Below are 14,363 nucleotides of genomic sequence, written 5' to 3'. Positions count from 1 at the left end.
TTTCGTATTATTTTATTCAAATAAAGTGATAATGAATTTTTTCACAATTGTCATTTAATTCATTTCGTATTCTCTAGTTTTTTACAGAGAAAATTAACCTTAATGTAATCTAAACTTTTAGGCTTCTATTTCGGTGCACTGAAATAGAAGCCTAAAAATTCATAACAAACACATTAACTATGCATAAAATTAATTTTTTGTTACTTTAAGCAAACTTTCTTTGAGCCCATAAAACAAACTTTTTATGCCAATTGAATAGCTCAATCAATGATAATACGAATCTCGCAAGTCTTCAAAAGCATGAGAAAATTTATCTAGAACCCATCTTTTAAGGACTCCAGCTGTCTTAACGACAAGCTTTCCAATGAAAAAAAAATATACGATAAAAAGAGCATCTTTGATTATTGGTCCGATGATAGCGTTCTCATTACCTCTGGGAATTTGCCCTGAGATAGCAATAAAATCTTTGTTTTTCGCTGAAATAAGAGGCTCTTTCTCTTGAGCCACTATCATAATGAAAACTTCCTCTGGAAAGCTAGCTCTCCTAAAATTTGCATGAATCTCAAGAATTTGAGAGAAAAAAAGAACTGTTATTGAAACACATAATTTAGCACTTTTAAACATTCTTTTCTCCTTTTTTATTTTAAATATCAAAAATGAACTATAAAATTCATAAAGTATTAAAAATAAGAAGAATATAAAATAAAAATTTTATTTTTACTTGATACAATACATATATCATAATTTATATTTATAAAAATATAATATCACGAATATATAATTCGTATATATTATTTAACTTATATTAAAATTTCTGATATAAATCAGAAAATATAGGTGCTTTAATTTTATAGTTTCTATAAAATAACAAAATATCTAGTTAACTACAAAAATCAGATATATACAGTAATAAATATACATTTTATTAAATAATTCAAATATAGTATTGCTCCTCTATATTTTCATATGAGAAAGTTTCAAAATTCAATATCCCCCCTTCAGCATTGACCTTAAAACAAATACTATTGAAAACTTAATGAAGGAAAAATTGTTTCTGGTAAAACAGATAATAAATGTCCTTCACGCACAAGTATATGTACTCGATGAAGATCTGGAGCCAGATAGCGATCTTCCTTAAGAGAAGCAACATTTTTTCGTAAACATTCCATAACAGATTGCAAAAAAGTACTTGTTTTTAAAGGTGCACGATATTCAATTCCTTGTGCTGCAACAAGCGTTTCAATGCCAATAAGTGTAAAAAGGTTTTCACTCATGACCAATAACCGACGAGCGCCATGGCAAGCCATTGAAACATGATCTTCTTGATTAGCTGAAGTAGGTGTTGAATCAACGGAAGCAGGATAGGCCATTTGCTTATTTTCAGACATTAAAGCTGCTGCTGTTACTTCAGCGATCATAAAACCTGAATGAAGACCTGGATTATGCGCTAAAAAAGCTGGAAGTCCATAAGAAACAGCTGGATCAACCATAAGAGCAATACGCCGCTGAGAAATAGATCCTATTTCACACAAAGCAAGAGCGATCTGATCAGCAGCAAATGCTACAGGTTCTGCATGGAAATTCCCACCTGATACAACCTCACCATTCCTTAAAATCAAAGGATTATCTGTAACAGCATTTGCTTCAATAATAAGTGTTTTTGCTGCGGCTAACAAAATATCAAAACATGCCCCCATCACCTGTGGCTGGCAACGTATACAGTAAGGATCTTGTACACGCTCATCACCCCGTAGATGTGCTGCACGAATTTCTGAATTCTCTACAAGTTTTTCTAATGTTTTCGATACGGCAATCTGCCCATAATGTCCTCGTAAAATATGGATATCAGGATGAAATGGCGCCGTTGACCCCATGAGGGCATCTGTTGTCAAAGCTCCTGCCAGCAATCCACCACACAATGCCCGATAACCTCGAAAAAGACCGGCAAGTGCAAGGGCTGTTGAGGTTTGAGTCCCATTAATAAGAGCGAGACCTTCCTTTGCCTTTAAAATAATAGGGGACAATCCCGCTTTTTCTAACGCAGCAGCTCCACTCATACGAATATTTTTAAAAAATGCTTCTCCCTCTCCCATCATAACAGCCGCCATGTGAGCAAGTGGGGCGAGATCACCGGAAGCGCCAACAGACCCTTTTTCAGGGATGACAGGAATGACGCCCTTTGCAAGCATATTTTCCAGCAAATTTATCAATTCTAGACGAACCCCTGAAGCCCCTCTTCCTAAAGAGATAAGCTTTAAGCTCATTATCAAACGCACAATATTTTCTGCTAAAGGTTCTCCCACCCCACAACAATGGGACAAAATAAGATTTCTCTGTAAAACAGCAACATTGTCCGTATCAATTTTAATGGAAGCCAATTTCCCAAAACCAGTATTAACACCATACACTGGCTTACTTCCAGCAGCAATTTCAGAAATGCGCTGCGCTCCTTTCTCGATAGCTAAATGCGTATTATTATGAAGTTTACCCACTTCTCCATTAAAATAAATATCTTTAAGTTCACTAAGCGTTACCTCGCCCGGTTTTAGTGTAATCATCATGATTTTCTTTCTTCGTTCATTAAAGTACAATGCTTAACATTATTGATCTTTCTATAAAACAAAAAAACTATAACGACTCTTTAAAGCGATAATGCTTTCTTAAAGGTATTCCTTACAATGGAGTCATTATCCAAAAGTAGAATAGTTGACGATAAATGAAAATGAAATATTGACAAGCACAACCAAAGTAATGGATTTCAAAAATAGATAACACTTTAATTTATAATCATAATCTAGCATGCTGCATATTAAATGAGAGAGCTGAATATCTTAAAACTCTCTCATTCCAAATCTGTGTATGTTGAATAAATCAAAACCATTCGCTTGCACGTAATAAGCGAGATTGGCGTATGGATAAAACTGTAAAAAAGGACTAAAAACTCCTCTTATGAACCGTGTCAAAGGCTGTCGCAACATTGGGAGATGAAAGTGTGGATGGTGCAGGCTTATTCTTTTATGAAGCGTAAAGATGGAAAACTCAATGGATTTATTATCAAGCTATTCTTACTAAACTTATAAAAACCTTAAATAGATAGCTGTCACAATCTATCATGATTGCAAAAATCAAACTCTATAGAAAATTAAAAACTTATTCAACACATCACAACAGAGAAGAAATTGAGCTTATTTGCCACTTCTAAAATTGTATTTAAAGCGCCAGATTAAACCTTGAAAAACACATCTTCAATAAAACCACATAAGACTCGGCCTAACCCGTTATTTAAAATAGAAAATAAAAGAAGTTTTCTTATATCAAAAAAAAATAATTAATATATTGTTTTATATTATATCTTTTAAAAAGAGAAATGCTTCATATAGCATATTTATATTTTACTTTTTTGTTATACTGAATCTAAATTTAGAGATAATTTCAAAATGAGTTGTTTTTTTAAGGTTCTTCCAAGCCATTACTTTTTTACTACAAATTTCTGATTATGATAATTTTTTGTACTTTTTCAGTTATTTTTGTCAAAATTTATTAAAAACACTCTCATTTAATAATAAAAAGCAATCATAAAAACAAAGAATTATCAAACATTTCTATTCAATCTACCTCTTTCCATTTTATAAAATAATCTGTTGTTAAACTGCAGTAAAGAAAGCGCTTCGATGCTATAATGCAGAGCATAAGTTTTCTATTTAAACTCTCTCATATTAAATGAACAATGAAAATCAGCGGTAATAAGATGTCAATGTGAATGCTGAAGAAGAAAAAACCTTTCTCCCTCAAAGTCTGCCTTAATAATGCGTTAATTTTCTGAATAGCGCCCACTCTGATGTGCTAAAAGAGCAAAAGCAATCATCGATATCGGATTATCCTGCATACATATAGAGCTCACTTCGATACAAAATCTCCAAATTGCCTTGCACTTCATATTTCTTTATCAATGCGACCAATTGCCGCAAATATTCTTTTCCATGGCTCGCAATAGCGCGTTGCGCTTGCGTTGAAGAGCGGCTCATTCCAATAAAAGATTCAGACGAGATCATCATCGTCCAATTATGCGTATGGAAAGAAATTTTTTCTGCTTTTACCCCAAAGCCATCACTCATTTCCTGTAAAAAATCAAAATTACGATAATAACGGGAATAATTTGGACTCATCTTCTCTAACAATGTCTCATAAGCCTCTAGAAATTCGCTATGCTTGAAATCACGATTATTTTGAATAACCGCCATGACACCATTGACCCGAAGTTGATCTGAAATAACGCAAAGCAATTTAGGGCGATCCATCCATTGAAATGCCTGCGCTGCAACGATAAGATCTACCTTGCCTATTTGAGGCAATAGATCTTCGGCTCGGCCCTGATACCAACGCACGTTCGGAAATTTTCTTCGTCCCTGCTTAATCATATCTTCCGATACATCAATAGCATGATATTGGTGCTCGTTGCCTAAAAATTTAACAATCCCCTCTAATGCGATGCCTGTCCCAGCGCCTACATCCACGATGGACAAATTCTTTTTGTTCTTAAAAGGAAAGAGCATGGTCTTAAATAAAGTAAGGGGATAGCGAGGACGATAGCGATTATAATCATCAGCCAATCCGTCAAATTTTTCACTTTGCTGTTGGACACTTTCTATCATAGAACTTTGTCTCTCCTTACAGTTGCTGATATACATAATTAAAAAGTATTTTTATCCAATATGTTAAGCATAACTTCTAAAGGAAGAAAATAAGAACTGCCCTTACCTTCTATTTTTCTATAAAATTGATCCTTACATTTTTCTCTTTTCCAATTATTATCTGCACGTTGCGAAATCCAAAACTCCTACGAAAATAATATAATTTTCTGTAATAATAATTGATATAAATATTATTGATCTTTTATAAGATGACATCTATATCACTATTATTATTTTAATATCAACAAGTCACTTAAGCGTACCTAAAACGCATAGAGATATCAATTTATTGATAAATACGCCTGTTTATAAGTTTCAAAATACTTTCCACCAAGAAAAAAGACTCTATATAATACATAAAATATCTGTGGAGACATCTTTATGTTAAATGTACAAACTTCTTCAATGTTTAGAATATTAAAACGATTTTCAATTATTATTTTTTTGGTATGGTTAGTGCCATTTTTAAGTGGTTGCGGATTCAATGCGATACCAACAAATGAAGAAAAAGCACACGCCGCATGGAGTGAAGTGCTCAATCAATATCAACGTCGTACAGACCTCATCCCTAATCTTGTAGAAACAGTTAAAGCTTACGCAGCTCATGAACAAAGCGTTTTCACAAATGTAATTGAAGCACGTGCTAAAGCAACGCAAGTCAATATTAATGCAGATATGTTGAATAATCCAGAAATTATGCAGCAATATCTCAAAAATCAAGCAAACTTATCAAGTGCACTTTCGCGGCTTATGGCTGTTGTTGAAAACTATCCGGATCTTAAAGCAAACCAAAACTTTCTTGCTCTTCAGTCACAATTAGAAGGAACAGAAAACCGTATTTCCGTTGCGCGCCGCGATTATATTGAAACAGTACGTGCCTACAATACTGCACTCAAAACAATGCCGACGATGATTTGGGCAAAGTTATGGTTTCGCGATGCTAAACCCATGCCAACTTTTACCATCGATACAGATAGCCAACAAACACCAAAGGTTAATTTTAATTAATGAAACTATTTCGATACTCTTTGCAACGTATTGTATTTCCAAAATTATGGGCTTTTATCTGCTCTCTGTATTTAGTTGCTGCATTGGGAAGTATCGCTTGTTCGCAAATAAAATTTCCTCATTTAACAGGGTATGTTAATGATGTAGCTCATTTGCTCGATAATGCAACCAAGGAAGACTTGATAAAAAAACTGGCAGCACTCGAAGAGAAAACGGGAGATCAAATTGTTCTTGTCACACTCCCTACTCTTTCGGGCAATGATATAGAAACATACAGCAATTCTCTTTTTCGTACATGGGGATTAGGCCAAAAGAAGATCAATAATGGTGTATTACTGGTCATTGCACCAAATGAACGCACAGCACGTATCGAAGTAGGCTACGGTCTGGAAGGAGAACTAACAGATGCCATTTCTTCTGTCATCATTAATAGCTTCATGATTCCTAATTTTCGTGAAGGAAATTATCAAAAAGGGATTGTCGAAGCGGTTCATGCAATTATCAAAGTAATCACACAAAGTGATGCTGATTTTTCTTTTCGAATCAATCAAAAAGCTAAAGCTGTTGAAGAACAACGTAAACAAGCTGAAAAAGAAGAAATGATTATCAATACAATCATGTTTTTCATTCTCTTTATAGTCGTTGGTTTGCCCATTCTTGCAATGATTTTTGGTAAAAAAGTAGGCCCACAAAAGTATCTTTGGATGGGGATTATCTTCACACCTTGGTTTCTTAACTTAAGTGCCGGTGGCAGATATCCTGGTGGAAAGTTCGGAGGTCCTCGAGGTGGAGGGGGATTTAGGGGTGGTGGTGGATCATCAGGTGGTGGCGGTGCAACAGGAAGATGGTAAAACGAGCATATAACGATTTTTTTATAAAATTCATTGCACTTCTTATAAACTATCTCTTAATTTTATTCTTTTTTTATTTTTCTGATTACAATATAAACTCAAACATCAAGATAAATATTACTAATGACATTTGAATTGAAACATACGGATCGTAATCACTTATCACATCATTTTAATGCAATTCTAGGCAATCCACCAGTTGAATGGAAGATAAGTGATCATCTAGTTGAGTATCCTGAAGCTCTGCGTTATATGCAAGAACGTGTAGAAAAAATTCTTGCAAAAACCGCACATGAACAAGTTTGGCTTCTTGAACACCCTTCCCTTTATACAGCGGGGACGAGTGCCAACAAAAAAGATCTTTTAGCACCCCATTTATTCCCTGTTTATGAAGCAGGACGTGGAGGTGAATTTACATATCACGGTCCAGGACAACGTATTGCTTATATCATGCTTGATCTTAAACGCCGAAAACAAGACATTCGTGCTTTCATTAGTGCATTAGAAGAATGGATCATACAGATGCTTGCAAATTTTAATATTAAAGGCGAACGACGAGAAGATCGCGTTGGTGTCTGGATTAAACAGCCTCATTGCCCATCAAAACAAAATGATCTTTCTTCTGAAAATAAAATTGCAGCTATTGGCATTCGAGTGCGCAAATGGATAAGCTTTCATGGAGTTTCTATCAATGTTAATCCTAATTTAGCCCATTATTCAGGAATTGTTCCTTGTGGAATTACAAACCATGGTGTAACAAGCTTTCTTGATCTAGGGTACTCTGTAACAATGTATGATATTGATATCGCTCTCAAACACGCTTTTGAAGAAATTTTTGGTCCAACAATTGATGTTTCCTAAGTGCATTGATTTTTAAATAAAAAACAGGCATAAAATTTATTTTAATAAATATTTTATGAGGTGGATAGTTAAACGCTATGAGCGATAACAACAAGGATCTTTTTAGTGTTTTAAATAAAGCCCAATCTCGGGTAAATACAAAAGAAAGCACTCTGCAGTCTCCAATGAAATCAAAAGCGATGATTTCAAAAAAAAGTGCGAAAGATATGCAAGAAGATGACTATAATGCTCTCTCTATTCGAGTACTTGAGGGGTTAGAGCCCGTACGTTTACGCCCTGGAATGTATATTGGTGGAACAGACAGTAAAGCACTTCATCATTTATTTGCCGAAATTATTGATAACGCGATGGATGAAGCTGTTGCGGGTTATGCAGATTCTATTGAAGTCTCATTAGATAGGAACGGTTATATAACCGTTACAGATAATGGACGCGGTATTCCTGTCGAAAATCATCCTCAAATGCCTGAGAAATCTACTCTTGAAGTTATTATGACACAACTCCACTCAGGCGGAAAATTTGATGGAAAAGCTTATCAAACTGCTGGTGGGCTTCATGGAGTAGGAATTTCTGTCGTCAATGCTCTTTCTGATGATATGGAAGTTGAAGTTGCACGAGAACGAAAACTGTACCGCCAACGTTTCTCACGCGGTATTCCTCAATCTGGATTGGAAGATCTGGGAGATGTTTATAATCGTCGTGGTACGCGCGTTCGTTTTCATCCTGATCATGAAATTTTTGGTGAAAAAGCAGCTTTTGATCCAGAAAAAATCTATAAGATGACATGCTCCAAAGCCTATCTTTTTGGTGGCGTAAAAATTCGCTGGTGTTGTGATCCCGTCATACTTGAAGGCGCAAAAAATATTCCTGAAAAAGCTGTTTTTCATTTTCCCGATGGGCTTAAAGACTATTTACTTGCGTCACTAAAAGATGAATATCGAGTAACGTCAGAAATTTTTTCTGGCAAAACACAACAAAATAACGGCCATGGCTGCGTTGAATGGGCGATCGCTTGGCATGGTGGTGATTCTTGTGTGCAATCTTACTGCAATACGATTCCTACAGGAGAAGGCGGAACACACGAAATAGGATTACGCCAAGCTCTTTTGCGTGGATTGAAATCCTACGCTGAGTTAATAGGAAACAAGCGCGCAGCAATTATTACGTCTGACGATATTATGATTTCAACAGCCGCAATACTTTCAGTCTTTATCAGTAACCCTGAATTTGTTGGACAAACAAAAGATCGATTAGCAACCATTGAAGCACAGCGTATCGTTGAGAATGCAATCCGCGATCCTTTTGATCATTGGTTAGCAAATTCTCCACAAGAAGCAACAAAACTTCTCGATTGGGTTATCGAACGTGCTGAAGAACGTGTTAGACGACGCCAAGATAGAGAAATAAGTCGAAAAACTGCTGTCCGTAAATTACGTCTGCCCGGTAAACTTGCAGATTGTAGTCAGAACCATGCTTTGGGTGCTGAACTATTCATTGTTGAAGGGGATTCTGCAGGAGGATCTGCTAAACAAGCAAGAAATAGAGCAAACCAAGCAATTTTACCTCTTCGTGGTAAAATCTTAAATGTCGCTAGTGCTGCACATGAAAAAATGAACTCAAGCCAAACAATTAGCGATCTTATCCTTGCTCTTGGATGTGGAACACGCTCCAAGTATCGTGAAAAAGATCTCAGATATGAACGTATTATCATCATGACAGATGCTGATGTTGATGGTGCTCATATTGCGTCACTGCTCATTACCTTCTTCTTTCAAGAAATGCCTGACCTTATTCATCAGGGACATTTATATCTTGCCGTCCCTCCCCTTTATAGAATATCGCAAGGAGGAAAAGTTGCTTATGCTCGTGACGACATTCATAAGGATGAATTGCTCAAAACTGAATTTACTGGAAAAGCTAAAATCGAAATCGGGCGTTTTAAAGGGCTGGGTGAAATGCGCGCAGAACAACTTAAAGAAACGACTATGCATCCTCAAAAACGTACATTGCTTCGTGTTTCTATTGATGCCGTGGAAATACAAGAAACGAAAAAGACTGTAGAAAGTCTCATGGGAACAAAACCAGAAGCACGATTTCGTTTCATACAAGAAAACTCTACTTTTGCTTCTAATCTAGACATCTAATATAAAAAATATCCCTTTCAAACCACTGCGGCTGCGTCAATCACGCGCAGTTGCGGATTGATCGTTCCATTCCAATAATTCAAACTAAGATGACCAGCTAAATGAATCATTTCACCAATATTTTCAAAAAGAAAATCACCAAGTGATGTCCCTACAGCACGAAAAGCTATTCCTTGTAGTTTTTTTCCTTCAACATTAGATACAATGAGGCGAAGATGTCCTTTACCAACTTCAGATAGATTCACCAGTCGATGAGAGGGAAGAACAAAAACAGGTGTTGCATTCCCTGCCCCAAATGGCCCTGCTTTTTCAAGCAATTCAAACAGCGCTTCATTAACACCGGAAGCAGAAAGAGAACCATCTATACTAAGAGATTTTTTTGCACGCAACTGTGAAACCATTAAAGAAACTTTTTCTTCTAGCCATTTTCGAAAAATTTCAATTTTTGTTGATTGAATTGTAATTCCTGCTGCCATACTGTGTCCCCCTCCTTTTTCTAATAAATTTAATGTAACAGCTTCACGAACGAGTGCTCCTAAATCTATACCATTAATTGAGCGTCCCGACCCTATGCCATTTCCATCTTCTTTCAAAGCAATAGCAAAAACAGGACAAAAAAAACGCTCTTTGAGACGGGAAGCAAGAATACCAATAATTCCCGGATGCCATTCTTTATGAGAAATTACAAGCGACAATGGTATTTCTTGATCTTGATAAAGAGAAGTAATATAAGATTCCGCTTGTGCTAATTGAATGTTCTCCATTTCTTGGCGTTCTTGATTAAGCCGATCTAATTGTTCTGCTATTCTGTCCGCTTCATCTTTATTCTCACAACTAAGCAAACGTGCTCCCAAAGCTTGATCACCAATGCGCCCTCCTGCATTAATTCTAGGACCTAATAAAAAACCTAAATGAAAACTATTAAGCGGCTCCCCTATTCGTGCAACCTTTGTTAAAGCTGTTATTCCTAGATTATGCATAGAACGAGCAACTTGCAGCCCTTTTATCACAAAAGCACGGTTAACCCCCTGTAATGGAACAACATCACATATGGTTGCCAATGCAACAAGATCAAGCATACTGAGAAGATCAGGCAGTTTCCCTTTGAATTGTTTTTTCCGCAGTAAATGATGAACCCAAGCTAATGTAACAAAGACAACACCCGCTGCACATAAATGACCCTGTTCAGAAAAATCATCAGGACGATTAGGATTAACAAGAGCAATAGCTTCTTGATGAATCTCTGACATTTGATGATGATCTAAAATCACAACATCAGCCCCAGCAAGCCTAGCTGCTTTTACGGCATCTGGACTGTTTGCGCCACAATCAACAGTGATAATTAACCGAGCGCCTTCTTGCACAAGCATCCTCATTGCTTGTTCATTCGGACCATAGCCTTCAACAATGCGATCAGGAATATAAATTTTGACTTCAATACCAAAATAACGAAAAAAACGCGCTATGAGTGCCGATGAACAAGCACCATCAACATCATAATCACCAAACACAGCAACCTGTTCTTGATTGAGAAGAGCCTTAACAATACGCTCTGCAGCGCATTGCATATCCCTAAAACTTTCTGGATCAGGCATAAGCGTACGTAATGTTGGATTAATAAAAGCAACAGCCTCAGCTTCATCCACATCTCTTGCTGAAAGTACTCGAGCTAGCTGATCTGGAAAACCAAATTTTTGAGAAATAGCGCGCGCATTATTTATCCCTTGAACATCAAGGGCATCTAACCAAGCTTGACCACAAGCAGAAGATTCAACATTGAGAAAATAACGAGACCACTGCATTATTACTTATTTTATAATGAAGAACGATAAAATACAATCATGCGTTAAAGATAAAATAGTCTTTTGCAACATTCATTTTAAATTTAAATGATCCACAAACTTCTTTAATGCGGTATTATAATACCGCTCTCATAACATGCTGTTTTATAAAGTTTTTATTTTCTCTTGACGTCAATCAAAAGACATTATATCAGAGCAAATAGTATGCGTTAAATATTTCGCTATGGTAACAATTTTCAACGCAAAACAGTAAAAATTCCCTTATATTAAAAGGGTTCTAATAAAGGATACTTCTATGGCAACTTTTTCACAAAAGCCAACTGAAGTGGTGAAAAAATGGGTTATTATTGACGCAGAAAACCTTGTTTTAGGTCGTCTTGCCACATTTGTTGCGAACCGCTTACGTGGCAAACATAAAGCTACATTTACTCCACATGTTGATGATGGTGACAACGTTATTGTCATTAATGCAGATAAAATAGCTCTCACTGGCAAAAAATATACAGATAAAAAATATTATTGGCATACCGGCTATATTGGTGGAATAAAACAACGTACAGCACGTCAACTTCTTGAGGGGCGTTTTCCCGAACGCGTTATTGAAAAAGCGGTAGAACGTATGATTCCTCGTGGGCCTCTTGGTCGCCGTCAATTGAAGAATCTGCGTGTTTATGCTGGAAACCAACATCCACATGAAGCACAACAGCCTGAATCTCTTGACGTTGGTGCTTTAAACCGCAAAAACAAAAGGATTGCTTGATTATGGCTGAAATTAATTCTCTTTCTGAGCTTAGCATAGTAACAAGTATTACAGAAACACATGAAAATGTTGTTCCTGTTCACGTGCAAAAGCTTGATTCACAAGGACGTGCTTACGCAACAGGAAAGCGTAAAGACGCTGTTGCACGTGTATGGATTAAACCAGGTTCTGGAAAAATCACGATCAACAATAAGGAATTTGACAAATATTTTGCTCGTCCTGTTCTTAGAATGATTCTTCGTCAACCAATTGTTGCAACAAATAGGGATACCCAATTTGATATTATTGCAACCGTTGCAGGCGGTGGTCTTTCCGGACAAGCCGGTGCAGTGCGCCATGGCATTTCCAAAGCTTTAACCTATTACGAACCAGAACTTCGCTCAATCTTGAAAAAAGGTGGGTTTCTTACCCGTGATAGCCGTGTTGTTGAACGTAAAAAGTACGGTAAAGCAAAAGCACGTCGTTCTTTCCAATTCTCAAAGCGTTAATTTCAATTTTTGCAATGCATAAAGCCTCGGACAAAAACGGGGCTTTTTCCCCTACTAAAACAAACTTTTAGATGAATGTAGGAACAAATCTATACCGATTAGAAAAAACAAGAATGCAAAACAACTTCTTCTCTTAAGATAAAAGGCAAGAAAAATAAACCGAAAAAATTCAAAACTTCAGTTTCAATTTTTAAAATCTGTTTTACTAACTTGTAATATATCCACGTGCTGAAGCACAAAAATATTTACGCGACAACTTTAGCAATCTTATAAGCTTTTCAATGCTTTTTCTATCACCACTTAACAAGCTTTAGTCCAAGAAATGCTTTACCATTGTGATAAAATGAGGGACAGAAATAGGCTTTGACATATATTCTTCACATCCACTGGCACGAATTCGCTCCTCATCGCCTTTCATAGCAAAAGCTGTTACAGCAACAACGGGGATTGATCGAAGTTTTTCATCTTCTTTTAATTGTTTAATAACATCTATTCCAGAGACCTCTGGCAACTGGATATCCACAAGGATAAGAGATGGCATTGATGAACGCGCCAAATCTAATGCCATAAGACCATTACGCGTTTCAACGGTTTCATAACCACTCGCTTCTACAAGATCGCGAAATAACTTCATATTAAGCTCATTATCTTCCACGATCATGACTTTTTTTGACATTCGTATAACTCCACCCTTCTCAGATAAAATAGAGAAATAGAAATGAATTCACATTCTCTTTGCTTAAGATAAAATGATAAAATGAATTGTAAACCACAAAGAGATTAAAAGATTCCAATAAAAGCATTTTTGCAAATATTTGTAAGACGCATCGCTATACTTATTCAGTTCATCAACATAAAACCCACAAATAGTCGTAAGATTGTGTGACCTTGTATTTTTTGAGTTGATATACAAAGTTTATGGATATCTCAATTAATGCATTCGCGTTTTCATCATAAAAAAATATCAACCACAAACTTAGCTAAAATGCGCATTTTGAAGAGGAAAAAATTTAAGTAAATTTAAAAAGCAACTGATTAGCTGAATTTAATGCACCATATACTGGCATCCACAAAACAATATCTTGATGATATAAAAGGATAAACTTATCAATGTCATTAAGATTAAAAAAAATAAATAAACCGTGATTAATTATCACGATTTATTTAATATAAAACATTCAATAACAGAATAATATATAAGTTTTATGTAAAAATAACTTACTGTATTTATAAATCTTTTTCACTATGAGGGAGGTATAAATGAAAGCAGGGGAATAGAATTTTTAACATGCCTCTCTAATTATTACGAATCAAGAGTTCTTTTCGGGGTGGTTTTTTAGTAAATCCTGATGTCCAAAGAGTCTCTAATTCTAACTTTTTGTTATCCATTTTTTGAGGTGTGATAAGATATTATCGAGTGCATCCATAAGGCGGGCAAAATCAATAACAAACATAAAGACAATGAAGGCAATCCACTTCATAAAGCGTGACATCATCTTTAAGCCTTGATACGTCTCTATCATCTCATGAAGAAGCTGTTGTTCTGTTTCTGTAAGATCTTTATCTTTGCTGCTTCGTTTCTTGACCATCTTTCCAACCACATAAATGGTCTCCCTGCTTGTTATGCTTCAAAATATCTCTTGCAAGGTTGGAACTGATGACCTCAACATCCTGATTATCCAAATAAATGGGCAACCAGCCACCACAAGAAACAGACCTATTTGCCGCGCACCCAACGAGAAAGTTCAGAGCGCACAC

General features: G+C 36.0%; 14 protein-coding genes. 7 read left to right on the top strand and 7 right to left on the bottom strand.

What is annotated here, in order from left to right:
- Positions 1-264: 264 nt before the first annotated feature.
- The 3 genes from ACFIMW_RS07835 to ACFIMW_RS07825 form a co-directional block, all read right to left on the bottom strand.
- Positions 265-624, bottom strand: a complete 360-nt coding sequence (locus tag ACFIMW_RS07835) for a hypothetical protein (RefSeq protein ID WP_375608698.1) — start codon at positions 622-624, stop codon at positions 265-267.
- A gap of 398 nt (positions 625-1,022) precedes the next feature.
- Positions 1,023-2,561: a histidine ammonia-lyase gene (hutH, locus tag ACFIMW_RS07830; RefSeq protein ID WP_375608697.1), complete on the bottom strand. Its 1,539-nt coding sequence runs from the start codon at positions 2,559-2,561 to the stop codon at positions 1,023-1,025.
- A gap of 1,314 nt (positions 2,562-3,875) precedes the next feature.
- Positions 3,876-4,652: a class I SAM-dependent methyltransferase gene (locus tag ACFIMW_RS07825; RefSeq protein ID WP_375608696.1), complete on the bottom strand. Its 777-nt coding sequence runs from the start codon at positions 4,650-4,652 to the stop codon at positions 3,876-3,878.
- A gap of 420 nt (positions 4,653-5,072) precedes the next feature.
- On the opposite strand from ACFIMW_RS07825, the gene ACFIMW_RS07820 reads away from it, so the two are divergent.
- The 4 genes from ACFIMW_RS07820 to parE all read left to right on the top strand — a co-directional run bounded on the left by ACFIMW_RS07820 (position 5,073) and on the right by parE (position 9,555).
- Positions 5,073-5,699, top strand: coding sequence for a LemA family protein (locus ACFIMW_RS07820; RefSeq protein ID WP_375606689.1), 627 nt, complete (start codon positions 5,073-5,075; stop codon positions 5,697-5,699).
- Positions 5,699-6,550: a TPM domain-containing protein gene (locus ACFIMW_RS07815; protein ID WP_375606690.1), complete on the top strand. Its 852-nt coding sequence runs from the start codon at positions 5,699-5,701 to the stop codon at positions 6,548-6,550. The genes ACFIMW_RS07820 and ACFIMW_RS07815 overlap by 1 nt, the downstream gene beginning before the upstream one ends.
- A gap of 123 nt (positions 6,551-6,673) precedes the next feature.
- Positions 6,674-7,411: a lipoyl(octanoyl) transferase LipB gene (gene lipB / locus ACFIMW_RS07810; RefSeq protein ID WP_375606691.1), complete on the top strand. Its 738-nt coding sequence runs from the start codon at positions 6,674-6,676 to the stop codon at positions 7,409-7,411.
- Between the two features lie 77 nt (positions 7,412-7,488).
- Entirely contained in the window at positions 7,489-9,555 is a 2,067-nt protein-coding gene (gene parE / locus ACFIMW_RS07805) for a DNA topoisomerase IV subunit B (protein ID WP_375608695.1), read from the top strand.
- 17 nt (positions 9,556-9,572) lie between these two features.
- Here the strand turns inward: parE and recJ are convergent, their stop codons facing one another.
- On the bottom strand, positions 9,573-11,357 hold the full coding sequence (gene recJ / locus ACFIMW_RS07800; RefSeq protein ID WP_375608694.1) for a single-stranded-DNA-specific exonuclease RecJ: 1,785 nt from the start codon (positions 11,355-11,357) through the stop codon (positions 9,573-9,575).
- A gap of 295 nt (positions 11,358-11,652) precedes the next feature.
- On the opposite strand from recJ, the gene rplM reads away from it, so the two are divergent.
- The 3 genes from rplM (at position 11,653) to ACFIMW_RS07785 (ending at position 12,837) form a co-directional block, all read left to right on the top strand.
- On the top strand, positions 11,653-12,117 hold the full coding sequence (gene rplM, locus ACFIMW_RS07795) for a 50S ribosomal protein L13 (protein ID WP_375606694.1): 465 nt from the start codon (positions 11,653-11,655) through the stop codon (positions 12,115-12,117).
- 2 nt (positions 12,118-12,119) lie between these two features.
- Complete coding sequence (gene rpsI, locus ACFIMW_RS07790) at positions 12,120-12,605, top strand: 30S ribosomal protein S9 (RefSeq protein WP_015856545.1); 486 nt, start codon at positions 12,120-12,122, stop codon at positions 12,603-12,605.
- A 154-nt stretch (positions 12,606-12,759) separates the two neighbouring features.
- Positions 12,760-12,837, top strand: a complete 78-nt coding sequence (locus ACFIMW_RS07785) for a hypothetical protein (RefSeq protein WP_375608704.1) — start codon at positions 12,760-12,762, stop codon at positions 12,835-12,837.
- 78 nt (positions 12,838-12,915) lie between these two features.
- Here ACFIMW_RS07785 and ACFIMW_RS07780 read toward each other — a convergent pair whose 3' ends face one another.
- From ACFIMW_RS07780 to ACFIMW_RS07770, 3 genes are all read right to left on the bottom strand, one after another.
- A complete protein-coding gene (locus ACFIMW_RS07780; protein ID WP_345096953.1) occupies positions 12,916-13,281 on the bottom strand; it encodes a response regulator in 366 nt (121 codons plus the stop codon).
- A 694-nt stretch (positions 13,282-13,975) separates the two neighbouring features.
- Entirely contained in the window at positions 13,976-14,206 is a 231-nt protein-coding gene (locus ACFIMW_RS07775; protein WP_375608693.1) for a hypothetical protein, read from the bottom strand.
- The coding region (locus ACFIMW_RS07770) for a hypothetical protein (RefSeq protein WP_375608692.1) at positions 14,166-14,363 on the bottom strand (198 nt) is incomplete at its 5' end. The genes ACFIMW_RS07770 and ACFIMW_RS07775, both read right to left, overlap by 41 nt.

It is taken from the genome of Bartonella sp. AC329YNZD (assembly GCF_042196685.1).
Classification (GTDB): domain Bacteria; phylum Pseudomonadota; class Alphaproteobacteria; order Rhizobiales; family Rhizobiaceae; genus Bartonella.
Note: the sequence above shows the minus strand (reverse complement) of the source record. Positions and strands in the feature narration are given on the sequence as shown.